We start from the raw sequence: 22,033 nt of genomic DNA, 5'->3' as shown, positions 1-22,033 counted from the left end.
ACTTCCTTAATCGTGATATTCGCCTTTATCCCACTTTTCTAAAAATTCATCAAAGAAATGTGGATCTTCTTGTTTAGCATTATGACTTTCAAGATGATTAATTTTTGCAATTAATTTTTTATTTTCTTCTGTTGGTTTATACTCAGCATTGATAAATGCTTCAATAATGTCGCACATTAAAAGTTCGCCGATGATTTTACCACCAAAACCAATAACATTTGCATTTAATTCCTCTTTCGCATATAAAGCTGAAGTCATATCACGTACAAGTGCAGAACGAACGCCAGCAACTTTGTTAACCGCATTATTAATACCAACACCAGTACCGCAAATACATACACCTAAGTCAGCATTACCGTTTACAACTTCTTCTCCTACTTTTTTACCGAAAATAGGATAATGCGTACGTGTGAAGTCATATGTTCCAACATCAATAACTTCGTGTCCTTTTGACTTTAAAAACTGAGATACTTCCATTTTTGTATCAGTGACAATATGGTCACAACCTAAAGCAATTTTCATTTATTCTCCTCCTATTAGCACATTTTATTGAGCATATCTACGCGAATTTGGTGACGCCCACCATCGTAGTGTCCATTAACGAAACCTTTAACTACATTCTTAGCTAATGTGTCCCCAACAATTTCTGAACCTAGAGTAATCATTTTTGAATTATTATGACCTCTAGTCATATATGCTGAACGTTCGTCTGAAACTTCAGCTGCAATCATCCCTTTAATTTTTGTAGCAACTATAAAACTACCTGCACCATAAGCGTCGATGGCAATACCCAAATTGTCGTCAGACTTTTGAACTTCACGTGCAACAGATACTGTTGAATCTACAAAATCTAAATCTTTACCCTCTGTTACATCTAATACTTCGAAATCGTTCTCTTTCAAATAAACTTTAATTAAATCTTTAAGACGTTTACCATCTACATCAGAACCAATAATAATTGTCATTTTAAGTCTCCTTTTAAAATGATTTTGAAAGCAAACACATATCAATTAAGAAAAGCGCTTTCAATTACCTATGTTTAAATTATAAACACTATACAACAATAATTCAACATATATTGTTTGAACTTTGTTTATTTAATGTTTGTTTTCAAACATTTAGTGAACTTAGTGTTTATACTGGCTTTGTAAATCAACAAAAAAGAGCGGAAATGAAATCTCATTCTCAAAGAATGAATTCATTTACCGCTCTATAAAGGATAATTAATTAATAGATATTAAATTCTATATTTTAGTCAATGACCTCAACATATTTTTCAACTTGTTCTGTCTTTTCCGAATTATTATTATCCATTAATACCGCATTTAATTCTTTTAATTCACAGAAAGATGAAAAATCATCTTTTCCAATTTTTGAAGAATCAATAAGTAAATATTTCTCTATTGAATGTTTTAAAGCAAGTTGTTGGGTGTAAGCTTCATCTATTGAAGATGTCATCGCTACACCATCTTTAACTCCATTACTACTAAAAAACATCTTACTAAATCTCAAGTTATTCAATAATTGATTCGTCATTTCTCCTACGAAAGCTTCAGTTAAATCTCTCATTTCTCCACCTAGCAGATACACTCTAAAATGTAAGCTCTGTTTATTCATGAGAATTTTAAAAACTGGTAAACAATTGGTGATAACAGTAAGTGAATGGTGGTGAATTTCTTCTGCCAATTTTTGCACAGTAGTACCTGGCCCTAAGAATATTGTGTCACCATTTTCTATAAGCTCTACTGCTTTTTTGGCGATATAGCGTTTCTCCTCAATGTAGTGCGTATGTTTTTCTTGGTGAGACATTTCTTTATATTGAAATGCAGAATTACTACGAGCTCCACCATGTATCTTAGTGAGAACGCCTTTCTCTTCTAACTCTGCTAAATCACGTCGAACAGTCATATCTGATACATTAAGACCTTCTACAATTTCATTTGTTCTAACCGTTCCTCTTTTGTTGATGAGTTTTGTAATTTCGTCGAGTCTATCATATTTATTCATATCTATATCCACTTCCTACGATTACATCATTTACAATCTTAATTTGTTTAAACTTTAAATTACTTTTCTTATGTCTTAATATAATTTTATAACATACTTTAAATACTTTAAAATGATAAAGTAATATTTTATGTGAAGTTGTTGCTACTAAAAAATCATAACATGGAATCTATAATAATATCCCTGCTGTTATTTGAGATAAGAATTACAGATTTCCATTAATTATAAATAAATCAAAAACTGAGGTGATTCAATGGAAAAGGAAATTCAACTATTAAAAAGTATTTTAGAAAGATCCAATAACATTGTGTTTTTTACAGGCGCGGGTGTTTCAGTAGCAAGTGGTATTCCAGATTTCCGCTCGATGGGAGGTCTATTTGATGAGATATCAAAGGATGGTCAATCTCCTGAGTATTTACTAAGCGTAGATCATTTAAATGATGATAAAGAGAGTTTTATTGATTTTTATCATAAAAGATTATTAATAGCTGATAAAAAGCCAAATATTGTACATCAGTGGATTGCTGCTTTAGAACGTGAACACAAATCTTTAGGTGTTATTACTCAAAATATTGATGGCTTGCATTCAGATGCAGGAAGTCGTCATGTCGATGAGTTGCACGGCACTTTAAATCGCTTTTACTGTATCAAATGCTACAATGAATACTCAAAATCTCAAGTGATGGAAAATCACATAAGATATTGTGAAAAATGTGGGCAGATTATAAGACCAGATATTGTATTATACGGAGAAATGTTAAATCAAAACACAGTATTTAGAGCTTTAGAAAAATTACAAAAAGCTGACACGCTAGTTGTTCTAGGGTCTTCACTCGTAGTACAACCAGCAGCCGGCTTTGTTTCAGAATTTAAAGGTGACAATTTAATAATAATCAATAGGGATCGCACGCCATATGATCAAAGTGCTGACTTAGTCATACATGATGATATGACAGAAGTCGTCGAAAAGATCATGAAAAAATAGACCGTATACAAGTAGCGTGAAACAATCATGCTACCTTTTTAATTTAATAATTAGTAACTAAAAATATAGAAAAGCTCGCTTAAAAATGAATATATAAAATAAAAAGTTATAAACGACAACACTCGGATTCTAATTACTTATTTCTATAACTAATGATAATTGAAAATAAAAAAACACTTCCCATATAATGGGAAGTGTTTTTGCGCGTTCGCCAAAATTAACGTTTTGAGAATTGAGGAGAACGACGAGCTTTTTTAAGACCTGGTTTTTTACGTTCTTTCATACGTGGGTCACGAGTAAGTAATCCAGCGCGTTTTAAAGAACCTCTGTATTCAGGGTCAGCTTCTAATAAAGCACGAGCGATTCCGTGACGGATAGCTTGAGCTTGTCCAGTGAAACCACCACCGTGAACGTTTACTAAAACGTCATAGTTACCTTTAGTTTCAGTAACATCGAATGGTTGATTTAAGTCTAAGATTAATGATTCGAATGGTAAGTAGTCACGTACGTCACGGTTATTAACTGTAATGTTACCTTCACCTGGTACTAAACGTACACGTGCTACTGAGTTTTTACGACGGCCTGTACCTTTATATTCAACTTGTGCCAATGTAATTTCCTCCTTCTAATTAACCACGTAACTCGTAGTTTTCTGGTTGTTGTGCAGCGTGTGGATGTTCAGCGCCACCATATACAAATAATTTTTTACCTTGTTTTTCACCTAAGCGTGAACTTGGTAACATACCTTTGATAGAAGTTTCTAATAAACGTTCTGGGTTTGTTCTTCTTAATTCACCTGCTGTGATTGATTTTAAACCACCTGGGTGATTTGAATGACGGTGGTACATTTTATCTTGTTCTTTATTACCAGTGAATTCGATTTTTGAAGCGTTGATGATGATTACATAGTCACCAGTATCAACGTGTGGTGTATAAGTTACTTTATTTTTACCGCGTAAGATAGCAGCTACTTCAGATGATAAACGACCTAATGTTTGGCCTTCAGCATCAATAACATACCATTTGCGCTCAATGTTTGATTCATTTGCCATAAATGTTTGACGCATAATAATTGTCCTCCTAAAAATAAATGCTTCATTCTTAATTGTTTTGTCAATCGATCACATTCGAACCTATGATCAAAAAACGCACAATTTTAATATTTGTTACGATTTAAAAGCGTAAGATTTCATTTATTTTATTAACTGTAGTTCTACTTTGCTTATATATCTAGTAACACAATAAGTTTCCGGGGCTTATCGTGGGGTGATATAAAACAATACCGTTAATAATCTTATAATTTCACAATGCTTTTGTCAATGACATTCAGTCATTTTCCAATGATTTTTTAAGATGTATTTTAATATCATTTCCAAACTCTTCTGTTAGTGATTCTGGCGACAAATAAATCTTTTCTAAGTAAAGTCCTTCTGCCGGAGCAGTAAAAGGCACATTGTTTCTATTTTTTTCTTCAAGTAGTTGCGGAACTTCGTCGGGTTGTCGCTTCCCTTTTCCCACCTCTATTAAAAATGCTACAAGAACACGAACCATGTTATAAAGAAATCCAGAACCAGTAACCACATAATCAAAACCTGTCTCAGTTTGAACCACTTCACTTTGGTATAACGTTCTTACTTTACTTTCCACTTCCGTTTTCTGAGAACAAAACCCCGTAAAGTCATGTGTACCAATAAAATGATGCGCAGCTTCATTCATTTTTGATAAATCTAAATCACTATTTATAAATGTTTCGAGACCACTTTTAAAGGGATTACGATGTTCACCTTGATAAACTTTATAGCGATATCTCTTGCCGACACAATCATATCTACAATGAAAGTTTTCTTCTACTGTTTGAACGTTTTTGACGTAAATATCATCAGGTAAAAAACGATTCATCGCATATTGCCATTGTTGATTATCTATATTTAACTCAGTATCAAAATGGAAAAATTGTTGATACGCATGCACCCCTCTATCTGTACGACTGGTAGGATGAATTCGTACATGCCGTTTATGCATACGTTTTAAAATCTTTTCAAATTGTTGCTGTACAGTTCTTCCTTGTTGTTGGATTTGAAATCCTAAAAATTGATTACCCTGGTATGCTATTTCTACTAAAATTCGCAATGTCTACACTCCTGAGAATTTAATAATAAATAGGATAATTGCAATTGGTATTAATGTTAATAAAGCAAATGTATCTCTTAGACGCCAATGTAATAACCTATAACTCGTACGTTTAACATTCATATCATATCCTCTAACTTCCATCGCTATTGCTAATTCTTCGGCTCTTTGGAAAGCAGAAATAAATAATGGAATCATTAAAGGGATGAATGCTTTTATTCTAGTTACTATGCTACCTGAACTTATTTCGGAACCTCTTGATTTCTGAGCTAAGATAATTTTTTCTAATTCATCCATTAACGTAGGAATAAATCTTAATGCAATGGACATCATCATGCTTAATTGATGCACTGGCACCTTAACTAGCTTTAGAGGTGATAATAATCTTTCAAATGCATCAGTCAAATCTATAGGGCTAGTAGATAATGTCATTATTGTCGCAATCATAACAATAAATATAAGTCTTAGAGAGATATAGATACCTTCAAGAACACCATCGGACTCTATTGTAAGGATTCCCCAATGAAAAAGTATCTTACCCCCATTGGTAAAGAAAATATGCATTAAAAAAGTAAATATTAAAAAGAAAAATATAGGCGTGAGACCTTTCATTAAAAATCCGAATGGTATTTTAGCCAATTTCATAAAAACAATTATCAGTAAAAATATCCATGCGTAAGTTCCAAACGAATGGCAAAAGAAAATATAGACTATAAACACAAAAACAAAGATAAGTTTTGCTCTAGGATCGAGATGATGTACAGTCGAATGATTTGGGAGATAACGTCCAATGATTAATTTATTTTTCATTCTGCCACTCCCTATATAAACTCGCAAATTCTTCTTCGTTTAACGCTAATTTAGGTAAAGTAGTATTATACTTATATTCAAAGTCTTTTTGTAATTTTACTATGTTGGGCAAAGTAATATGCCAATCTTCTATTTGGCTTGTAGACCTAAATAACGCTCTCGGCTCTTTAGTTTCTACCACTCGCCCTTTATTTAGGACTATGACCTCGTCAGCATAACGTGCGACATCATTCATGTCATGTGAAACAAGAATGATTGTCTTGTTTTCTTCTATTTGTATGCGTTTAATTAAAGACATGATTTGTTTTTTACTTTGTGGATCTAAACCTGCTGTCGGCTCATCTAAAATAATAACTTCAGGATTCATAGATAATATAGATACGATTGCTATTTTTCTCATTTGCCCGCCAGACATTTGAAAAGGAGAAAGAGACATAATATCTCTAGAAAAACCTAAATCTAATAATAATTGATAAGACTTTTCCTTTACCTTTTCTAAGTCCAATTTAAAATTTTTAGGGCCAAACTCTATTTCTTTTTCTACACTATCTTCAAATAATTGAGATTCAGGAAATTGGAAGACCATTCCTACCTTTTTACGAATAGGTCTTAAGTATTTATCTTTAGTTTTATGAGATATTTCTATTTCATCAAATGTAATAGACCCTTTTGTTGGTTTTAAAAGTGCATTAATATGCTGAATTAAAGTAGATTTGCCACTACCTGTTTGACCGACTATAGCGTAATAATTACCTTGTTCAAATGTTAAATTGACATCTTCTATTGCATTATACTCATATGGCGTTCCTTTTTGATAAGTGTAGCTGACATTATTCATCTGTATAGTCATAACTTTTTGACCAACCCTTCGTAAGTAACAAATGACGAATCGAAACCTAATCGTTGATTTATTTTCATAGAGAAAGGTAAATCCAAACCTATAGCAGTAAGTTCATCTGTATATTTAAATATTTCTTGAGGGGACCCCTGTTTGAATACCGTTCCATTATTCATCACGATAACATTATCTGCTTCAATAACTTCATCTAAATCATGCGTGATTGAAATTATCGTAACGTCATTATCCTCTTTAACTTCATGAACGAGTTTTAAAAGTGATGCCTTTGCATTAGGATCAAGCATTGTCGTCGCCTCATCTAAAATTATAACAGACGGGTTTAGTGCTAGAACTCCAGCTATAGCAACGCGTTGCTTCTGCCCTCCTGAGAGCGAATGTGGTTCATAATCAGCTTTATCTAACATATCTACTTCCGATAAGGAACGATCGACAATCTTTTGCATCTCATCATGAGGTACGGCATGATTTTCAAGGCCAAATGCCACATCAAACTTTACTGTAGAACCAACAAATTGATTATCAGGATTTTGAAATACAATACCTATGTGATTTCTAACTTCTTGAATACTATTAATATCAATTTTTTTATTTTTAAATAGTATATGTCCTTCATTAGCTTTCTCAATTCCGACTATTAATTTAGCAATAGTTGATTTACCTGACCCATTGTGTCCAACAATTGAAGTCCATTTTCCAGAAGGAATTGTAAAACTAACGTTATTTAATGTAAAAGCCGCATCACTTTGATACTGAAATGATACATTATTAAATTCAATGATATTATCAAGACTTTTCACATTAAACAACTCCTTAAACTCGAATATTGAATATTACTTTAAATATTTTACAATAATTCAATTTATCTGTATATCACATATGAGTTATTTACATCGAACTAAATAGGTATTAGATAAAAATAAAAAGCTGGGACATATAGCATTAAAAATGTCTCAGCTTAAATAAAAAAATAAGTGACTGATATTAAGTCCGAATGACTATAACCTCTATATAATATCAGTCTTATTTACTAAAATTGGACAACGAAATAGAGGTTAAAACTGAATTTTAGTCCAATTCAAATAAAAAAGCGCGCACCCCATCAAATTGTTGAGTTCACGCTTATAGAAAATATTTAGTTAGATGGGGTACTCTGAGCTAGACAATATTTGTATGTGGCAAACATTATCGTTGCACTCATTTGCTTTATATATAAGTAGTAAGTGTATTTATTAAGGTAAGGGTAAGGATAATGAAATCTAATTGTAAATTATCCTACCCTATTTAAATTATACTAATTCGATAATTACTGATTCAGCACCGTCACCGCGACGTGGGCCTACTTTAAGGATACGAGTGTAACCACCTTGACGTTCATTATAACGTTCAGCGATTTCACCGAATAATTTTTGAAGAGCAGTTTGTGTTGATTCATCTTCATTTAAGATTTCAACATTACGTAAAGTTTTAGCTGCATTACGACGAGAAGCTAAATCTCCTTTTTTACCTAAAGTGATTAATTTCTCTACAACACTGCGAACTTCTTTAGCACGAGCTTCTGTAGTTTCGATACGTTCACTTACGATAAGAGATGTCGCTAAGTCACGTAACATTGCTTTACGTTGATCAGAAGTACGACCTAATTTTCTGTAACCCATGAGTTAACCTCCTTTATCAATCTTCTTTTCTTAATCCTAATCCTAAATCTTCTAATTTATATTTAACTTCTTCTAGAGATTTACGACCTAAATTACGCACTTTCATCATGTCAGCTTCAGATTTATCAGCTAACTCTTGTACAGAATTGATTCCTGCGCGTTTTAAGCAGTTATATGAACGTACTGATAAGTCTAATTCTTCGATAGACATTTCAAGTACTTTTTCTTTTTGATCTTCTTCTTTTTCAATCATGATTTCAGCATTTTGAGCTTCATCAGTTAGACCTACAAAGATATTCAAGTGTTCAGTCATTATTTTAGCTGCTAATGATACTGACTCTTGTGGAGTGATTGAACCGTTAGTCCAAACATCTAAAGTTAATTTATCAAAATCACTACTTTGACCTACGCGTGTATTTTCTACAGTGTAGTTAACACGTTCTACAGGTGAATATAGTGAATCAACAGGAATTACACCAATTGGTAAATCACTAGTATTATTCTGTTCAGCTAATGCGTAACCTCTACCCTTATTAGCAACAAGACGCACTTTAAGATGTCCACCTTTAGACACTGTTGCGATTTTAAGTTCTGGATTTAAAATCTCAACATCGCTGTCGTGAGTAATGTCACTTGCAGTTACTTCGCCTTCATCTTTAACATCAATTTCAAGAGTTTTGTCTTCTTCAGAGTAAATTTTTAATGCTAATTTTTTAATGTTCATAATAATTGTTGAAACATCTTCTACAACATTGTCTACTGCTGAAAATTCGTGTAAAACTCCTTCAATTTCGATGTACTTAACGGCTGCACCTGGTAATGAAGATAGTAGGATACGACGTAAGGAGTTTCCTAGTGTAGTACCGTAGCCACGCTCAAGTGGTTCAACAACGAACTTACCGAATTTAGCATCTTCACTAATTTCAATTGTCTCAATTCTAGGTTTTTCAATTTCTATCATTTACAAATATCCTCCTTAAATACGTCGACTAGATTTAAACTGTTTGCTCAGTGACCTGTAACAATACAATCATAAATTAGACGCGACGACGTTTTGGTGGACGACAACCGTTGTGAGGTACTGGAGTAACGTCTCTAATTGCAGTTACTTCTAATCCTGCAGATTGTAATGCACGGATAGCTGATTCACGGCCAGGGCCAGGTCCTTTAACTGTTACTTCAACAGTTTTTAAACCATGCTCCATAGCTGATTTAGAAGCTGTTTCTGAAGCCATTTGTGCTGCGAATGGTGTTGATTTTTTTGATCCTTTGAATCCTAATGCACCAGCTGATGACCAAGATAATGCATTACCGAATTCATCAGTGATAGTTACGATAGTATTATTGAATGTTGAACGGATATGAGCTACACCGTTTTCAATATTCTTTTTCACTCTACGTTTACGAGATACTTGTTTACGTGCCATTATTTTTTGCCTCCTTTACCTATTATTTTTTCTTATTAGCTACTGTTTTAACTGGGCCTTTACGAGTACGTGCGTTGTTTTTAGTTTTTTGACCACGAACTGGTAAGCCACGACGGTGACGAATTCCACGGTATGATGAAATTTCCATTAAACGTTTGATGTTTAAGTTTTGTTCACGACGTAAGTCACCTTCTACTTTGTAGCTATCTACAACTTCACGGATACGACCTAATTCGTCATCAGTTAAATCTTTAACGCGAGTATCTGCTGATACGTTAGCTTCTTCAACAATTTTGTTAGCAGTTGAAGTGCCGATACCATAAACGTATGTTAATGAGATAACAATGCGTTTTTCACGTGGGATATCCACTCCTGCAATACGTGCCATATTAATTTACACCTCTCTTTTATTAACCTTGTCTTTGTTTGTGCTTAGGATTATCACAAATTACCATTACTTTACCTTTACGTTTAATGACTTTGCATTTTTCGCAAATTGGTTTTACTGATGGTCTTACTTTCATTTTTATACCTCCCTATATTATGGAGTGACGATTATTTATAACGATAAGTAATTCTACCGCGTGATAAATCATACGGAGACATCTCAACAGTTACTTTGTCGCCAGGTAGAATACGAATGTAATTCATTCTGATTTTACCACTTACGTGCGCTAAAATCTCATGACCATTTTCTAATTCTACTTTAAACATTGCATTTGGTAAAGTATCTAATACAGTACCTTCTAATTCAATTACATCTTGTTTAGCCATTGATTAACTTCCCCCTTTTTGCAATAGTAAGGTAATCGTCAATAGACAACTTAACGATACGAATCTATTCGTGACTAATTAATATAAGTTTAACAAAAATACGGGAATTAAAAATCGTTATTTGTCACTCATTCTATTAAATTTTACTCAAATATTCACTAAGCAATAGACCGTATAGTGTTGATCTATTATAAATGATCTAAGATATCAATGACATCGTTGGTTACTTCTTCAATATCTTTTGAACCATCAATGTTTTTCAAGACACCTTTTTCATTGTAATACTCTAAAATAGGTTTAGATTGTTTTACATTAACGCTCAAACGATTTGATACTGTTTCTGGATTGTCATCTTCTCGTTGATATAACTTTCCACCATCGATATCGCAAATACCGTCAACTTTTGGAGGATTAAATACAAGATGATAAGTTGTACCACATTTCTCACAAATACGACGACCTGTAAGACGATTCATAAGTTCTTCCTCAGGAACTTCGATATTGATAACTGCATCAATTTCTCTATCAAGCTCAGACATAATACTATTTAATGCCTCAGCTTGTTCGATAGTTCGAGGGAATCCATCTAGTAAGAATCCTTTTTTTGCATCGTCTTCAGAAATTCTTTCTTTAACGATACCTACAGTAACTTCATCAGGAACTAATTCTCCACGATCCATATATGATTTAGCTTCTTTACCTAAATCAGTTTCATCTTTAATCGCTTTTCTGAACATGTCACCAGTAGAAATATGTGGTATTGGGAATTTCTTAACAATTTCACTCGCTTGAGTTCCTTTACCTGCGCCAGGTAAACCCATTAAAATGATATTCATAAGTGCCCTCCTACAAATTATCTACCACCAAAGCCTTTGTACTCTTTTTGAGTCACTTGAGCTTCTAATGTCTTCATAGTTTCAATAGCTACCCCGATAACAATTAATAAGCTCGTACCACCAATTTGAATTGATTGTGGTAAGCCCATAAATTTAGTTGCTACTATAGGTAAAATAGCTATAACTGCTAGGAATATAGAACCTACAAATGTCAGTCTGTAAAGAACTTTAGTAATATATTTTTTGGTTTGTTCACCAGGTCTTATACCTGGGACATAACTACCTTGCTTTTTAAGGTTATCAGCCATCTTTTCAGGATTAACTTGAACAAATGCATAAAAATATGCAAAAGCAATAATTAATACAATATAAACGATCATTCCAATATTACTTGATGGATTAGCAGTGTCCGCAATATTCTGTGCCCATTCAGCTTTAGGGAAGAATAAAGTCAACGTTCTTGGTAATAAGAAAAACGCCATCGCAAAGATTACTGGAATAACCCCGGCTGAGTTAACTTTTAAAGGTAGATAAGTTGCTTGTGTACCTAATCGTTGAGTAGATTGTTTCTTTGCATATTGAATTGGAATTTTACGCTTAGCTTCAAGTACGAATATAGCACCAACCGTTAGTAAGATTAATGCTACGATTAAGCCAGCAATTTTTAACCATGCTAGTGAAGTATCATCTTGACCAACAAATAAAGATTGGCCAAATTGTTCTATACTAGATGGCAATGTAGATAAAATCCCAGCAAAGATGATAAGAGAAATACCATTACCAACACCAAACTGAGTGATTTGGTCACCAAGCCAAATTAAGAAAGCTGTTCCTGCTGTTAAAACAACTGCAATCAATAAATAACTCATAATTGATTTATCCATAATCAATTTGCCACCAAGATAATTGTTAAATTGGAAAGCCATGCCTATTGATTGGATAAAAGCTAGAATAATAGCGAAATAACGTGTTACATTATTAATTTTTCTTCGACCCATTTCACCTTGCTTAGCCCATTCAGAGAACTTAGGCACAATATCCATTTGCAATAATTGCATTACAATGGATGCGGTGATATAGGGCATAATACCCATCGCAAAGATAGAGAAACGTTTCAAGGCACCGCCACCAAAAGTATTTAATAACTCAGTGGCACCTTGAGAACCCTGTGGATGGTTAAATGCTTCAGGATTTACACCTGGAGCAGGAATATACGTTCCTATTTTAAAAATTACTAACATTGCTAGAGTGAAGAAAATCTTGTTACGCACTTCTTTAGTTGTAAAGAAACGCACAAGCGTTTGAAACATTAGATCACCTCGTGTGCTCCACCTTTAGCATCAATAGCTTCTGCTGCTGAAGCTGAGAATTTATGAGCTTTCACTGTTAATTTCTTATCAAGTGAACCATTACCTAGTACTTTAATACCAGATTTTTCATTCTTAACTACACCAGATTCTACCAATAAAGCTGGAGTTACTTCAGTACCATCTTCAAATTTATTAAGTTGGTCTAAGTTAACAATAGCATATTCTTTACGGTTAATGTTAGTGAAACCACGTTTAGGTAAACGACGGAATAGAGGTAATTGTCCACCTTCAAATCCTGGTCTTACTTTACCACCTGAACGTGCTTTTTGACCTTTTTGACCACGGCCACTAGTTTTACCGTTACCAGTTGCAGCACCACGACCTACACGGTTACGTACACGACGTGATCCTTCAGCTGCTTTTAACTCATGTAATTTCATTTCGGCACCTCCTTAATTATTTTTCTTCAATTGTTAATAAATGTTTAACTTTGTTGATTTGCCCACGGATAGCAGGGTTATCTTCAACAACTACTGAACTATTAGTTTTTTTAAGACCTAATGCTTCAACAGTTTTACGTTGTGTTTCAGGACGACCAATAACACTACGAGTGAGGGTAATTTGTAATTTAGCCATAACTTATTTTCCCTCCTTAATTGTATAATTCTTCTACAGATTTGCCACGTAATTTAGCAACATCTTCTGCATTTTTTAAGTTTTGTAAACCATTGATTGTCGCACGAACCATGTTAATTGGAGTATTTGATCCTAATGATTTACTTAAGATATCAGTGATTCCAGCTAACTCTAATACCGCACGAACAGGTCCACCAGCGATTACCCCAGTACCAGGTGCAGCTGGTTTCATTAATACGCTACCTGAACCATAGTGACCAGTAATAGTGTGAGGAGTTGTACCTTCAACACGTGGAACAACTACTAAATCTTTTTTAGCTGATTCTACAGCTTTTTTGATAGCTTCAGGTACCTCTTGAGCTTTACCAGTACCGAAACCTACACGACCATTTTTATCACCTACAACTACTAATGCAGTGAAACGGAAACGACGACCACCTTTTACTACTTTAGCAACACGGTTTATCGTAACAACGCGTTCTTCAAATTCTTTAGTTTCTTCTTCTCTACGAGCCATGAATGTGTCCCTCCTTTAAATTAAAATTCTAATCCGCTTTCTCTAGCAGCATCTGCTAATGCTTTAACACGTCCGTGGTATAAATAACCTCCACGGTCGAATACGATTTCTTTAATACCTTTATCGTTTGCTTTTTTAGCAATTGTTTGACCTACTTTAGTTGATAAATCAACTTTAGACGCAGATTCGTTTGCAATGTCTTTATCTTGTGATGAAGCTTGAGCTAAAGTTTCGCCTTTAACATCATCAATAATTTGAGCGTAGATGTGTTTGTTTGAACGATACACATTTAAACGTGGCTTTTCAGCTGTACCTGATAATTTAGTACGAACACGAGCATGTCTTTTCAAACGTACTTTATTTTTATCAATTTTACTGATCATTTCAATACTCCTTTCTTTAGAGTGTTATCTATTATTTACCAGTTTTACCTTCTTTACGGCGAACATATTCACCTTGGTAACGAATACCTTTACCTTTATAAGGTTCTGGAGGTCTTACTGAACGGATGTTAGATGCAATCGCACCAACTTGTTCTTTAGAAACACCAGATACTTTAACAGTTGTGTTTTTCTCAACAGCAAAAGTAATACCGTCTTCAGCTTTAATTTCAACTGGGTGAGAATAACCAACATTTAGTACTAAGTCATTACCTTGCATTTGCGCACGGTAACCGACACCAACAAGTTCAAGTGATTTTTCGAAACCTTGAGAAACACCTAGTACCATATTATTTAATAAAGCACGAGTTGTACCATGGTCTGTTCTATCTTCTTTAGAATCAGAAGGTCTTACAACTTCGATTGTGTTTTCTTCTTGTTTGAATGTCATTCTTTCATTTAAAGTTCTTTCTAATTCACCTTTTGGACCTTTAACAGTTACATGATTATTATCAAAAGTTACTGTTACGTCACTAGGAATGTTAATAATTTTCTTACCAACACGACTCATGTTATGGCACCTCCTTATTAATTAATTACCAAACGTACGCGATAATTTCTCCACCTACGTTACGTTTTCTAGCTTCTTTATCAGTGATAACACCTTCAGAAGTTGAGACTAATGCAATACCTAAACCGTTTAATACTTTAGGTACTTCGTTAGCTTTAGCATATACACGTAAACCAGGTTTAGAGATACGTTTTAATCCTGTGATAACACGTTCATTGTTTTGACCATATTTTAAGAATAAACGAATAACACCTTGTTTATCGTCTTCTACGTATTCAACGTTTTTAATGAAACCTTCATTTTTTAAGATTTCAGCGATTTCTTTTTTAATATTAGATGCAGGTAATTCTAACTTCTCGTGACGAACCATGTTTGCATTTCTAACACGAGTAAGCATATCTGCGATTGGATCTGTCATTGTCATTGATTGTTGCCTCCTTTCAGACTCTTAATTATTACCAGCTAGCTTTACGTACGCCAGGAATTTGGCCTTTGTAAGCTAATTCACGGAAACAAATACGGCATAATTTAAATTTACGATATACAGAATGTGGACGACCACAGCGTTCACAACGAGTATATTCACGTACAGCGAATTTTTGTTTTTTTTGTTGCTTAGCAACCATTGAAGTTTTAGCCACTTAATTAGCCTCCTTTTTAGAGATTATTTACGAAATGGCATACCGAAGTTTGATAATAACTCACGAGCTTCCTCGTCAGTATTAGCAGTTGTTACGATAACAATATCCATTCCTCTAACTTTACTTACTTTATCATAATCAATTTCAGGGAAAATTAATTGTTCTTTAACACCTAAAGTGTAGTTACCGCGTCCATCAAAAGCTGTTTTAGAAACGCCTTGGAAGTCACGTACACGAGGTAATGATACTGCAATAAGTTTATCTAAGAATTCATACATTCTTTCACCGCGAAGTGTTACTTTAGCACCGATTGGCATACCTTCACGTAAACGGAATGTTGCAACTGATTTTTTTGCTTTAGTTACTAATGGTTTTTGACCAGTAATTAATTCTAACTCTTCTACAGCATTATCTAATACTTTAGAGTTTTGAACTGCGTCACCTACACCCATGTTCACTACGATTTTTTCGATTTTAGGTACTTCCATTACTGAACTATAGTTGAATTTTTTTACTAAGTTCTCAGTAACTTCAGAGTTATACTTTTCTTTTAAACGGTTCAAAGTGGATCCTCCTTTCAACTAGTTATTAATTATTAGATTTGATTTCTTCGCCTGATTTTTTAGCGACGCGAACTTTTTTACCATCAACAATTTTGTATCCTACTCTTGTAGGTTCGTTTGTTTTAGGGTCTAATAATTGTACGTTAGAAACATGGATTGCTGCCTCTGTTTCTAAGATTCCACCTTCAGGATTTAATTGAGTTGGTTTTTGGTGTTTTTTAATTACGTTAACACCTTCCACAACGACACGGTCTTTTTTAGGTTCAGTCGCTACAACTTTACCTTCTTTACCTTTGTCTTTACCTGCGATAACTTTTACGTTGTCACCTTTTTTGATATGCATGTGGGCACCTCCTTAAATAGTATGATTGGTAATTTTTGTATTATAGTACTTCTGGTGCTAATGATACGATTTTCATGAAGTTACCTTCACGTAGTTCACGAGCAACAGGACCAAAGATACGAGTACCACGTGGGCCTTTGTCATCACGGATGATAACACATGCATTTTCATCAAATTTGATATATGAACCGTCGTTACGGCGAACACCTGATTTAGTACGAACTACAACAGCTTTTACAACGTCGCCTTTTTTAACAACGCCACCTGGTGTTGCATTTTTAACAGTACATACGATGATATCACCGATATTCGCTGTTTTGCGACCAGATCCACCTAATACTTTAATTGTAAGAACTTCACGAGCACCAGAGTTGTCTGCTACTTTTAAACGTGTTTCTTGTTGGATCATTCGTTAAACCTCCCTTATCTCTAATCTTGATTAAATAATTACTGACTCTTCAACAATTTCTACTAAACGAAAACGTTTTGTTGCTGATAAAGGACGAGTTTCTTGAATTTTAACAATGTCTCCTAATTTAGCTGAATTGTTTTCATCATGAGTTTTGTATTTTTTAGAGTATTTTACTCGTTTACCGTATAATTTGTGAGTTTTGTAAGTTTCTACAAGAACTGTAATAGTTTTGTCCATTTTGTCTGAAACAACTCTACCTACATAAACTTTACGATCGTTTCTTTCGCTCACTTTCGTAACCTCCTCTTTCAATTATTATTGATTAGCCTTACTTTGTTCAATTTCTCTTTCACGAGCAACAGTTTTTAGACGTGCAATCGTTTTTCTTACTGTGCGAATACGTGCAGTTTCTTCTAATTGACCTGTAGCTAACTGAAAGCGTAGGTTAAAAAGCTCTTCTTTTGAAGATTTGATTTGTTCTTCGATTTCTGAAGTGGTTAAGTCTCTAATTTCCTTAGCTTTCATTTGTTTCACCACCCAATTCTTCACGTTTTACAAACTTAGTTTTTACTGGAAGTTTGTGACTTGCTAAACGTAATGCTTCACGTGCAACTTCTTCAGATACACCAGCTACTTCGAATAAGATTCTACCAGGTTTAACGACTGCAATCCAGCCTTCAACCGCACCTTTACCGGCACCCATACGTACTTCTAAAGGTTTTTTAGTATACGGTGTATGAGGGAAGATTTTAATCCAAACTTTCCCGCCACGTTTCATGTAACGTGTCATTGCAATACGAGCAGATTCGATTTGACGAGATGTGATCCAAGACGTTGTAGTTGCTTGTAAACCATACTCACCAAATGTTACGTAGTTACCGCCTTTAGAACGACCAGTTGTTTTTGGACGATGTTGACGACGATATTTTACACGTTTTGGTAGTAACATTATTATTTTCCTCCTTCACTAGTGTTCTTAGTAGGAAGAACTTCTCCACGATAAATCCATACTTTAACGCCTAATTTACCATAAGTAGTGTCGGCTTCAGCGTGTGCGTAATCGATGTCAGCACGTAAAGTATGAAGTGGAACAGTTCCTTCTGAATATTGTTCAGCACGAGCGATGTCAGCTCCGCCTAAACGACCTGATACTTGAGTTTTGATACCTTTAGCACCAAGTTTCATAGCTCTTGTTATAGCTTGTTTTTGTACACGACGGAATGAAGCACGATTTTCTAATTGACGTGCGATATTTTCAGCTACTAAACGAGCATCAATATCAACTTTTTTGATTTCAATTACGTTAATGTGTACTTTTTTATCTGTTAAAGCGTTTAATTTATTACGAAGTTTTTCAATTTCTGAACCGCCTTTACCAATTACCATACCTGGTTTACCAGTGTGAATAGCAATGTTGATACGGTTAGCAGCACGTTCAATGTCTACATGAGAAACTGATGCTTCTTTAAGTTCTTTATCAATAAATTTACGGATTTTTAAATCTTCGTGTAATAATGAAGCGAAGTCTTTTTCAGCATACCATTTCGCTTCCCAGTCACGGATAACTCCGACACGAAGTCCGATTGGATTAATTTTTTGACCCACAGTATTCCCTCCTTAGAAAGTTATTAAGCTTCTTTAGCTTCTTCTTTACCGTCACTTACGACGATTGTAATGTGGCTTGTACGTTTATTAATTGCACTTGCACGACCTTGTGCACGTGGGCGGAAACGTTTTAAAGTTGGTCCTTCATTTGCATATGCCTCTTTGATAACTAATTCATCAGTGTTCATGTCATAGTTATGCTCTGCATTTGCTAAAGCGGACATTAATACTTTTTCGATTACTGGTGATGAAGCTTTGTTAGTTAATTTTAAAATAGCAATAGCTTCAGCAGCATTTTTACCTCTGATTAAGTCAAGAACTAATCTTACTTTACGAGGTGCGATTCTTATTGTTCTAGCAACCGCTTTTGCTTCCATTAGGATTTCCTCCTCTACTTATTAAAATTATCTTCTAGTTTTCTTGTCGTCTGCAGCATGTCCTTTAAATGTACGAGTAGGAGCAAATTCACCTAATTTGTGACCTACCATATCTTCTGTTACATATACAGGTACATGTTTACGTCCATCGTATACTGCAAAAGTATGACCGATGAAGTTAGGGAAAATTGTAGAACGACGAGACCATGTTTTAATTACTTGTTTCTTTTCACTTCCGTCTTGTGCTTCTACTTTTTTCATTAAGTGATCATCGACGAAAGGTCCTTTTTTAATACTACGAGCCATTTGGGCGCCTCCCTTCTTATTGTGTGCGTGCAGCTTTTAAGCCGCACACCCAAATAAGTTGTTATTATTATTTTCTCTTACGTCCACGAACGATAAGTTTGTCTGATGATTTTTTACCACGACGTGTTTTCTTACCAAGAGTTGGTTTACCCCATGGTGACATTGGAGATGGTCTACCGATTGGTGCACGACCTTCACCACCACCGTGTGGGTGATCGTTAGGGTTCATAACAGAACCACGAACTGTTGGGCGAACGCCTTTCCATCTAGAACGTCCAGCTTTACCAACGTTAACAAGTTCATGTTGTAAGTTACCAACTTGACCGATAGTAGCACGGCAAGTAGATAAGATCATACGTACTTCACCAGATCTTAATCTGATTAATACATATTTACCTTCTTTACCTAATACTTGTGAGCTAGCACCAGCTGAACGAGCAAGTTGTCCACCTTTTCCTGGTTTTAACTCAATGTTATGAATTACAGTACCAACTGGAATGTCTTGTAGTGGTAAAGCATTACCTACTTTAATATCAGCTTCTGAACCACTTTCAACAGTTTGACCTACTTGTAATCCTTTAGGTGCGATGATATAGCGTTTTTCACCATCAGCATATACTAATAAAGCAATGTTTGCTGAACGGTTTGGATCATATTGAATTGAATCTACTTTAGCAGTGATTCCATCTTTATTACGTTTGAAATCGATAACACGGTATTGACGTTTATGTCCTCCACCATGATGGCGAACAGTCAATTTACCTTGGTTGTTACGTCCCGCTCTTTTCGGTAGCGGTTGTAATAATGACTTTTCAGGTGTTGTCTTTGTGATTTCTGCGAAATCCAAAGTAGTCATATTACGACGACCATTTGTTATTGGCTTATATTTTTTAAGAGCCATTGTCGCTTACCTCCTTATTGGTAATTTATTTTTAGTTAAATAAGTCGATTGAACCTTCTTTTAATTTAACAATCGCTTTTCTTCTTTTATTTGTATAGCCTTGATAACGGCCCATACGTTTTTTCTTAGGTTTATAGTTCATGATATTAACACTTTCAACTTTTACATCGAAGATTTCTTCTACAGCAATTTTGACTTGTGTTTTATTAACACGAGTATCAACGTCGAAAGTATATTTATCTTCTGCCATAGCTTCTGAAGATTTCTCAGTGATTACGGGGCGCTTAAGAATATCTCTTGCTTCCATTATCCGAGCACCTCCTCAACTTTTTTAGCAGCAGCTTCAGTGATTACTACACTGTCAGCGCTTGTAATATCTAAAACGTTTAATCCTTGTGCAGTTGAAACTTGTACTCCAGGGATGTTGCGTGCTGATAATTCAACATTTACATCTTCGTCTTCAGTAACAACTAAAACTTTTTTTGGTTGTTCAAGAGTAGATAAAACATTTTTGAATTCTTTTGTTTTTGGAGCGTCAAAACCGAAAGAATCAACAACTGTAAATCCATTTTCTTGAACTTTGAAAGATAATGCAGAACGTAAAGCTAAACGACGCATTTTCTTAGGCATTTTGTATGAATAACTTCTTGGAGTTGGTCCGAATACGATACCACCACCGCGCCATTGTGGAGCACGGATTGTACCTTGACGTGCACGACCTGTTCCTTTTTGTCTCCATGGTTTACGTCCGCCACCACGTACAGCTGAACGATTTTTAACAGCGTGTGTACCTTGGCGTAATGACGCACGTTGTAAGTTAATAGCTTCGAAAAGAACGCTATTATTAGGTTCAATAGCGAATACTGAATCGCTTAATTCAACTGAACCAGATTTAGATCCGTCTACTTTTAAAACATCATAATTAGCCATTATGCAATTTCCTCCTTTCGCTTCTTGAATTATTTATTACCTTTTTTAATTGAAGTTGTGATTTCTACTAAGCCTTTTTTAGGTCCAGGTACGTTACCTTTAACTAAAATTACGCTATTGTCAGTGTCTACTTGAACGACTTCTAAGTTTTGAACAGTTACAGTGTTTCCACCCATGCGACCTGGCATTTTTTGTCCTTTAAATACTCTTGAAGCGTCTGAAGCCATACCTACAGAACCTGGCGCTCTGTGGAAATGAGAACCGTGACCCATTGGTCCACGTGCTTGACCATGACGTTTGATAGCACCTTGGAAACCTTTACCTTTTGAAACACCTGTAACATCAATGATGTCACCAGTTTCAAATGTATCAACTGAGACTTCTTGACCTACTTCGTATTCGTCAACGTTAACGTTGCGGAATTCACGAATGAAGCGCTTAGGTGCTGTGTCAGCTTTTTTAGCGTGACCTTCAGCTGGCTTATTTGCATATTTATTAGATTTAGAACCTTTTTTATATGCTTGTTTGTCTTCAAATCCAACTTGGATTGCGTTGTAACCGTCAACTTCTTCAGTTTTCTTTTGTAATACAACGTTTTGGCTTGCTTCTACTACTGTTACTGGGATTAATTCACCGTTTTCACCGAAAACTTGTGTCATCCCGATTTTTCTTCCTAAGATTCCTTTGGTCATCGAAAGTCCACCTCCTAAAAATTTCTATTATAATTTAATTTCGATGTCTACACCTGAAGGTAAGTTTAAGCCCATAAGAGCATCAACTGTTTTAGGTGTTGGGTTAACAATATCGATTAAACGTTTGTGAGTACGTTGTTCGAATTGTTCACGAGAATCTTTGTACTTATGCACGGCACGAATGATTGTATAAACTGATTTTTCAGTTGGTAACGGAATTGGTCCAGAAACATCTGCACCAGAACGTTTTGCAGTTTCAACAATTTTCTCTGCTGATTGATCAATCACACGGTGATCATAAGCTTTTAATCTGATTCTGATTTTTTGTTTTGCCATAATTTTCCCTCCTTGTTCGTCTACATTTAA

At 34.8% G+C, this 22,033-nt stretch carries 39 protein-coding genes; 1 reads left to right on the top strand and 38 read right to left on the bottom strand.

What is annotated here, in order from left to right:
• Positions 1-6: 6 nt before the first annotated feature.
• From lacB to HMPREF2642_RS00875, 3 genes are all read right to left on the bottom strand, one after another.
• Positions 7-522 (bottom strand): galactose-6-phosphate isomerase subunit LacB, encoded by a 516-nt coding sequence (lacB, locus tag HMPREF2642_RS00885; RefSeq protein WP_002432294.1) that lies wholly within the window; start codon positions 520-522, stop codon positions 7-9.
• A gap of 14 nt (positions 523-536) precedes the next feature.
• A complete protein-coding gene (lacA, locus tag HMPREF2642_RS00880) occupies positions 537-965 on the bottom strand; it encodes a galactose-6-phosphate isomerase subunit LacA (protein WP_002432864.1) in 429 nt (142 codons plus the stop codon).
• 286 nt (positions 966-1,251) lie between these two features.
• Positions 1,252-2,007 (bottom strand): DeoR/GlpR family DNA-binding transcription regulator, encoded by a 756-nt coding sequence (locus tag HMPREF2642_RS00875; protein WP_002432763.1) that lies wholly within the window; start codon positions 2,005-2,007, stop codon positions 1,252-1,254.
• 253 nt (positions 2,008-2,260) lie between these two features.
• On the opposite strand from HMPREF2642_RS00875, the gene HMPREF2642_RS00870 reads away from it, so the two are divergent.
• Positions 2,261-2,992, top strand: coding sequence for an NAD-dependent protein deacylase (locus tag HMPREF2642_RS00870; RefSeq protein ID WP_023351310.1), 732 nt, complete (start codon positions 2,261-2,263; stop codon positions 2,990-2,992).
• A 217-nt stretch (positions 2,993-3,209) separates the two neighbouring features.
• On the opposite strand, the gene rpsI is transcribed toward HMPREF2642_RS00870, so the two are convergent.
• The 35 genes from rpsI to rpsJ all read right to left on the bottom strand — a co-directional run bounded on the left by rpsI (position 3,210) and on the right by rpsJ (position 22,003).
• Positions 3,210-3,602, bottom strand: coding sequence for a 30S ribosomal protein S9 (rpsI, locus tag HMPREF2642_RS00865; RefSeq protein ID WP_002443706.1), 393 nt, complete (start codon positions 3,600-3,602; stop codon positions 3,210-3,212).
• Positions 3,603-3,621: 19 nt separating this feature from the next.
• Positions 3,622-4,059 carry a 50S ribosomal protein L13 gene (gene rplM / locus HMPREF2642_RS00860; RefSeq protein ID WP_002432528.1) on the bottom strand — a complete coding sequence of 146 codons (438 nt, stop codon included), beginning with the start codon at positions 4,057-4,059 and terminating at the stop codon, positions 3,622-3,624.
• Positions 4,060-4,318: 259 nt separating this feature from the next.
• Positions 4,319-5,122, bottom strand: a complete 804-nt coding sequence (gene truA, locus HMPREF2642_RS00855; protein WP_002432901.1) for a tRNA pseudouridine(38-40) synthase TruA — start codon at positions 5,120-5,122, stop codon at positions 4,319-4,321.
• A gap of 3 nt (positions 5,123-5,125) precedes the next feature.
• Positions 5,126-5,932 (bottom strand): energy-coupling factor transporter transmembrane component T family protein, encoded by an 807-nt coding sequence (locus tag HMPREF2642_RS00850; RefSeq protein ID WP_049428239.1) that lies wholly within the window; start codon positions 5,930-5,932, stop codon positions 5,126-5,128.
• Positions 5,922-6,782, bottom strand: coding sequence for an energy-coupling factor transporter ATPase (locus tag HMPREF2642_RS00845; protein WP_049428244.1), 861 nt, complete (start codon positions 6,780-6,782; stop codon positions 5,922-5,924). Before HMPREF2642_RS00845 ends, HMPREF2642_RS00850 begins: the two co-directional genes overlap by 11 nt.
• The gene (locus HMPREF2642_RS00840) at positions 6,779-7,588 is read right to left on the bottom strand and encodes an energy-coupling factor transporter ATPase (protein WP_023351309.1); all 810 of its coding nucleotides are present in this window, start codon (positions 7,586-7,588) and stop codon (positions 6,779-6,781) included. Before HMPREF2642_RS00840 ends, HMPREF2642_RS00845 begins: the two co-directional genes overlap by 4 nt.
• Before the next feature lie 489 nt (positions 7,589-8,077).
• Positions 8,078-8,446 (bottom strand): 50S ribosomal protein L17, encoded by a 369-nt coding sequence (rplQ, locus tag HMPREF2642_RS00835; protein WP_002432926.1) that lies wholly within the window; start codon positions 8,444-8,446, stop codon positions 8,078-8,080.
• A 16-nt stretch (positions 8,447-8,462) separates the two neighbouring features.
• A complete protein-coding gene (locus tag HMPREF2642_RS00830) occupies positions 8,463-9,407 on the bottom strand; it encodes a DNA-directed RNA polymerase subunit alpha (RefSeq protein ID WP_002453783.1) in 945 nt (314 codons plus the stop codon).
• A gap of 76 nt (positions 9,408-9,483) precedes the next feature.
• Complete coding sequence (rpsK, locus tag HMPREF2642_RS00825; protein ID WP_000101625.1) at positions 9,484-9,873, bottom strand: 30S ribosomal protein S11; 390 nt, start codon at positions 9,871-9,873, stop codon at positions 9,484-9,486.
• A 22-nt stretch (positions 9,874-9,895) separates the two neighbouring features.
• Entirely contained in the window at positions 9,896-10,261 is a 366-nt protein-coding gene (rpsM, locus tag HMPREF2642_RS00820; RefSeq protein WP_002432712.1) for a 30S ribosomal protein S13, read from the bottom strand.
• Positions 10,262-10,283: 22 nt separating this feature from the next.
• A complete protein-coding gene (rpmJ, locus tag HMPREF2642_RS00815; protein WP_001829709.1) occupies positions 10,284-10,397 on the bottom strand; it encodes a 50S ribosomal protein L36 in 114 nt (37 codons plus the stop codon).
• 31 nt (positions 10,398-10,428) lie between these two features.
• Positions 10,429-10,647 (bottom strand): translation initiation factor IF-1, encoded by a 219-nt coding sequence (infA, locus tag HMPREF2642_RS00810; RefSeq protein ID WP_001829792.1) that lies wholly within the window; start codon positions 10,645-10,647, stop codon positions 10,429-10,431.
• 188 nt (positions 10,648-10,835) lie between these two features.
• Entirely contained in the window at positions 10,836-11,483 is a 648-nt protein-coding gene (locus HMPREF2642_RS00805; RefSeq protein WP_002432905.1) for an adenylate kinase, read from the bottom strand.
• A 17-nt stretch (positions 11,484-11,500) separates the two neighbouring features.
• Positions 11,501-12,793, bottom strand: coding sequence for a preprotein translocase subunit SecY (secY, locus tag HMPREF2642_RS00800; RefSeq protein ID WP_002432720.1), 1,293 nt, complete (start codon positions 12,791-12,793; stop codon positions 11,501-11,503).
• The gene (gene rplO / locus HMPREF2642_RS00795; RefSeq protein ID WP_001829796.1) at positions 12,793-13,233 is read right to left on the bottom strand and encodes a 50S ribosomal protein L15; all 441 of its coding nucleotides are present in this window, start codon (positions 13,231-13,233) and stop codon (positions 12,793-12,795) included. Before rplO ends, secY begins: the two co-directional genes overlap by 1 nt.
• Before the next feature lie 16 nt (positions 13,234-13,249).
• Positions 13,250-13,429 (bottom strand): 50S ribosomal protein L30, encoded by a 180-nt coding sequence (gene rpmD / locus HMPREF2642_RS00790; protein WP_002432330.1) that lies wholly within the window; start codon positions 13,427-13,429, stop codon positions 13,250-13,252.
• A gap of 16 nt (positions 13,430-13,445) precedes the next feature.
• A complete protein-coding gene (gene rpsE / locus HMPREF2642_RS00785; RefSeq protein ID WP_070597532.1) occupies positions 13,446-13,946 on the bottom strand; it encodes a 30S ribosomal protein S5 in 501 nt (166 codons plus the stop codon).
• 20 nt (positions 13,947-13,966) lie between these two features.
• A complete protein-coding gene (gene rplR, locus HMPREF2642_RS00780; protein ID WP_002432656.1) occupies positions 13,967-14,329 on the bottom strand; it encodes a 50S ribosomal protein L18 in 363 nt (120 codons plus the stop codon).
• 31 nt (positions 14,330-14,360) lie between these two features.
• The gene (gene rplF / locus HMPREF2642_RS00775) at positions 14,361-14,897 is read right to left on the bottom strand and encodes a 50S ribosomal protein L6 (protein WP_002432506.1); all 537 of its coding nucleotides are present in this window, start codon (positions 14,895-14,897) and stop codon (positions 14,361-14,363) included.
• A 25-nt stretch (positions 14,898-14,922) separates the two neighbouring features.
• Positions 14,923-15,321 (bottom strand): 30S ribosomal protein S8, encoded by a 399-nt coding sequence (gene rpsH / locus HMPREF2642_RS00770; RefSeq protein ID WP_002432853.1) that lies wholly within the window; start codon positions 15,319-15,321, stop codon positions 14,923-14,925.
• Between the two features lie 31 nt (positions 15,322-15,352).
• Positions 15,353-15,538: a type Z 30S ribosomal protein S14 gene (locus HMPREF2642_RS00765; RefSeq protein ID WP_001829713.1), complete on the bottom strand. Its 186-nt coding sequence runs from the start codon at positions 15,536-15,538 to the stop codon at positions 15,353-15,355.
• A 23-nt stretch (positions 15,539-15,561) separates the two neighbouring features.
• Entirely contained in the window at positions 15,562-16,101 is a 540-nt protein-coding gene (gene rplE, locus HMPREF2642_RS00760; RefSeq protein ID WP_002432757.1) for a 50S ribosomal protein L5, read from the bottom strand.
• A 25-nt stretch (positions 16,102-16,126) separates the two neighbouring features.
• Positions 16,127-16,444 (bottom strand): 50S ribosomal protein L24, encoded by a 318-nt coding sequence (gene rplX, locus HMPREF2642_RS00755; protein WP_002432326.1) that lies wholly within the window; start codon positions 16,442-16,444, stop codon positions 16,127-16,129.
• 40 nt (positions 16,445-16,484) lie between these two features.
• Complete coding sequence (rplN, locus tag HMPREF2642_RS00750; RefSeq protein WP_002432661.1) at positions 16,485-16,853, bottom strand: 50S ribosomal protein L14; 369 nt, start codon at positions 16,851-16,853, stop codon at positions 16,485-16,487.
• A gap of 30 nt (positions 16,854-16,883) precedes the next feature.
• Positions 16,884-17,147, bottom strand: a complete 264-nt coding sequence (gene rpsQ, locus HMPREF2642_RS00745) for a 30S ribosomal protein S17 (protein WP_002432741.1) — start codon at positions 17,145-17,147, stop codon at positions 16,884-16,886.
• 24 nt (positions 17,148-17,171) lie between these two features.
• Complete coding sequence (gene rpmC, locus HMPREF2642_RS00740; protein ID WP_000644737.1) at positions 17,172-17,381, bottom strand: 50S ribosomal protein L29; 210 nt, start codon at positions 17,379-17,381, stop codon at positions 17,172-17,174.
• Complete coding sequence (gene rplP / locus HMPREF2642_RS00735; protein ID WP_002432945.1) at positions 17,371-17,805, bottom strand: 50S ribosomal protein L16; 435 nt, start codon at positions 17,803-17,805, stop codon at positions 17,371-17,373. The genes rpmC and rplP overlap by 11 nt, the downstream gene beginning before the upstream one ends.
• A 2-nt stretch (positions 17,806-17,807) precedes the next feature.
• A complete protein-coding gene (gene rpsC, locus HMPREF2642_RS00730) occupies positions 17,808-18,461 on the bottom strand; it encodes a 30S ribosomal protein S3 (protein ID WP_002432339.1) in 654 nt (217 codons plus the stop codon).
• Positions 18,462-18,484: 23 nt separating this feature from the next.
• The gene (gene rplV, locus HMPREF2642_RS00725) at positions 18,485-18,838 is read right to left on the bottom strand and encodes a 50S ribosomal protein L22 (RefSeq protein ID WP_002432623.1); all 354 of its coding nucleotides are present in this window, start codon (positions 18,836-18,838) and stop codon (positions 18,485-18,487) included.
• 27 nt (positions 18,839-18,865) lie between these two features.
• Entirely contained in the window at positions 18,866-19,144 is a 279-nt protein-coding gene (gene rpsS / locus HMPREF2642_RS00720) for a 30S ribosomal protein S19 (protein WP_001829710.1), read from the bottom strand.
• Between the two features lie 67 nt (positions 19,145-19,211).
• Positions 19,212-20,045: a 50S ribosomal protein L2 gene (gene rplB / locus HMPREF2642_RS00715; RefSeq protein ID WP_002432890.1), complete on the bottom strand. Its 834-nt coding sequence runs from the start codon at positions 20,043-20,045 to the stop codon at positions 19,212-19,214.
• A 31-nt stretch (positions 20,046-20,076) separates the two neighbouring features.
• Positions 20,077-20,352: a 50S ribosomal protein L23 gene (gene rplW / locus HMPREF2642_RS00710; protein WP_002432715.1), complete on the bottom strand. Its 276-nt coding sequence runs from the start codon at positions 20,350-20,352 to the stop codon at positions 20,077-20,079.
• Positions 20,352-20,975, bottom strand: coding sequence for a 50S ribosomal protein L4 (gene rplD / locus HMPREF2642_RS00705; protein ID WP_002432772.1), 624 nt, complete (start codon positions 20,973-20,975; stop codon positions 20,352-20,354). Before rplD ends, rplW begins: the two co-directional genes overlap by 1 nt.
• Before the next feature lie 29 nt (positions 20,976-21,004).
• On the bottom strand, positions 21,005-21,667 hold the full coding sequence (gene rplC / locus HMPREF2642_RS00700) for a 50S ribosomal protein L3 (RefSeq protein ID WP_002453788.1): 663 nt from the start codon (positions 21,665-21,667) through the stop codon (positions 21,005-21,007).
• A gap of 27 nt (positions 21,668-21,694) precedes the next feature.
• Positions 21,695-22,003 carry a 30S ribosomal protein S10 gene (gene rpsJ, locus HMPREF2642_RS00695; protein WP_001118667.1) on the bottom strand — a complete coding sequence of 103 codons (309 nt, stop codon included), beginning with the start codon at positions 22,001-22,003 and terminating at the stop codon, positions 21,695-21,697.
• Positions 22,004-22,033 lie beyond the last annotated feature (30 nt).

It is taken from the genome of Staphylococcus sp. HMSC055A09, from assembly GCF_001809655.1.
GTDB classification, from domain to species: Bacteria; Bacillota; Bacilli; order Staphylococcales; family Staphylococcaceae; genus Staphylococcus; species Staphylococcus capitis.
The sequence above is the reverse complement of the archived record's forward strand: the minus strand, read 5'-3'. Positions and strand labels throughout refer to the sequence as shown.

Coding starts and splice junctions, on each gene's coding strand:
- lacB (WP_002432294.1), bottom strand. CDS start 522: ATGAAAATTGCTTTAGGTTGTGACCATATTGTCACTGATACAAAAATG.
- lacA (WP_002432864.1), bottom strand. CDS start 965: ATGACAATTATTATTGGTTCTGATGTAGATGGTAAACGTCTTAAAGAT.
- HMPREF2642_RS00875 (WP_002432763.1), bottom strand. CDS start 2,007: ATGAATAAATATGATAGACTCGACGAAATTACAAAACTCATCAACAAA.
- HMPREF2642_RS00870 (WP_023351310.1), top strand. CDS start 2,261: ATGGAAAAGGAAATTCAACTATTAAAAAGTATTTTAGAAAGATCCAAT.
- rplM (WP_002432528.1), bottom strand. CDS start 4,059: ATGCGTCAAACATTTATGGCAAATGAATCAAACATTGAGCGCAAATGG.
- HMPREF2642_RS00850 (WP_049428239.1), bottom strand. CDS start 5,932: ATGAAAAATAAATTAATCATTGGACGTTATCTCCCAAATCATTCGACT.
- HMPREF2642_RS00845 (WP_049428244.1), bottom strand. CDS start 6,782: ATGACTATACAGATGAATAATGTCAGCTACACTTATCAAAAAGGAACG.
- rplQ (WP_002432926.1), bottom strand. CDS start 8,446: ATGGGTTACAGAAAATTAGGTCGTACTTCTGATCAACGTAAAGCAATG.
- HMPREF2642_RS00830 (WP_002453783.1), bottom strand. CDS start 9,407: ATGATAGAAATTGAAAAACCTAGAATTGAGACAATTGAAATTAGTGAA.
- rpsK (WP_000101625.1), bottom strand. CDS start 9,873: ATGGCACGTAAACAAGTATCTCGTAAACGTAGAGTGAAAAAGAATATT.
- rpsM (WP_002432712.1), bottom strand. CDS start 10,261: ATGGCACGTATTGCAGGAGTGGATATCCCACGTGAAAAACGCATTGTT.
- rpmJ (WP_001829709.1), bottom strand. CDS start 10,397: ATGAAAGTAAGACCATCAGTAAAACCAATTTGCGAAAAATGCAAAGTC.
- infA (WP_001829792.1), bottom strand. CDS start 10,647: ATGGCTAAACAAGATGTAATTGAATTAGAAGGTACTGTATTAGATACT.
- HMPREF2642_RS00805 (WP_002432905.1), bottom strand. CDS start 11,483: ATGAATATCATTTTAATGGGTTTACCTGGCGCAGGTAAAGGAACTCAA.
- secY (WP_002432720.1), bottom strand. CDS start 12,793: ATGTTTCAAACGCTTGTGCGTTTCTTTACAACTAAAGAAGTGCGTAAC.
- rplO (WP_001829796.1), bottom strand. CDS start 13,233: ATGAAATTACATGAGTTAAAAGCAGCTGAAGGATCACGTCGTGTACGT.
- rpmD (WP_002432330.1), bottom strand. CDS start 13,429: ATGGCTAAATTACAAATTACCCTCACTCGTAGTGTTATTGGTCGTCCT.
- rpsE (WP_070597532.1), bottom strand. CDS start 13,946: ATGGCTCGTAGAGAAGAAGAAACTAAAGAATTTGAAGAACGCGTTGTT.
- rplR (WP_002432656.1), bottom strand. CDS start 14,329: ATGATCAGTAAAATTGATAAAAATAAAGTACGTTTGAAAAGACATGCT.
- rplF (WP_002432506.1), bottom strand. CDS start 14,897: ATGAGTCGTGTTGGTAAGAAAATTATTAACATTCCTAGTGACGTAACA.
- rpsH (WP_002432853.1), bottom strand. CDS start 15,321: ATGACAATGACAGATCCAATCGCAGATATGCTTACTCGTGTTAGAAAT.
- rplX (WP_002432326.1), bottom strand. CDS start 16,444: ATGCATATCAAAAAAGGTGACAACGTAAAAGTTATCGCAGGTAAAGAC.
- rplN (WP_002432661.1), bottom strand. CDS start 16,853: ATGATCCAACAAGAAACACGTTTAAAAGTAGCAGACAACTCTGGTGCT.
- rpmC (WP_000644737.1), bottom strand. CDS start 17,381: ATGAAAGCTAAGGAAATTAGAGACTTAACCACTTCAGAAATCGAAGAA.
- rplP (WP_002432945.1), bottom strand. CDS start 17,805: ATGTTACTACCAAAACGTGTAAAATATCGTCGTCAACATCGTCCAAAA.
- rplV (WP_002432623.1), bottom strand. CDS start 18,838: ATGGAAGCAAAAGCGGTTGCTAGAACAATAAGAATCGCACCTCGTAAA.
- rpsS (WP_001829710.1), bottom strand. CDS start 19,144: ATGGCTCGTAGTATTAAAAAAGGACCTTTCGTCGATGATCACTTAATG.
- rplB (WP_002432890.1), bottom strand. CDS start 20,045: ATGGCTCTTAAAAAATATAAGCCAATAACAAATGGTCGTCGTAATATG.
- rplW (WP_002432715.1), bottom strand. CDS start 20,352: ATGGAAGCAAGAGATATTCTTAAGCGCCCCGTAATCACTGAGAAATCT.
- rplD (WP_002432772.1), bottom strand. CDS start 20,975: ATGGCTAATTATGATGTTTTAAAAGTAGACGGATCTAAATCTGGTTCA.
- rplC (WP_002453788.1), bottom strand. CDS start 21,667: ATGACCAAAGGAATCTTAGGAAGAAAAATCGGGATGACACAAGTTTTC.
- rpsJ (WP_001118667.1), bottom strand. CDS start 22,003: ATGGCAAAACAAAAAATCAGAATCAGATTAAAAGCTTATGATCACCGT.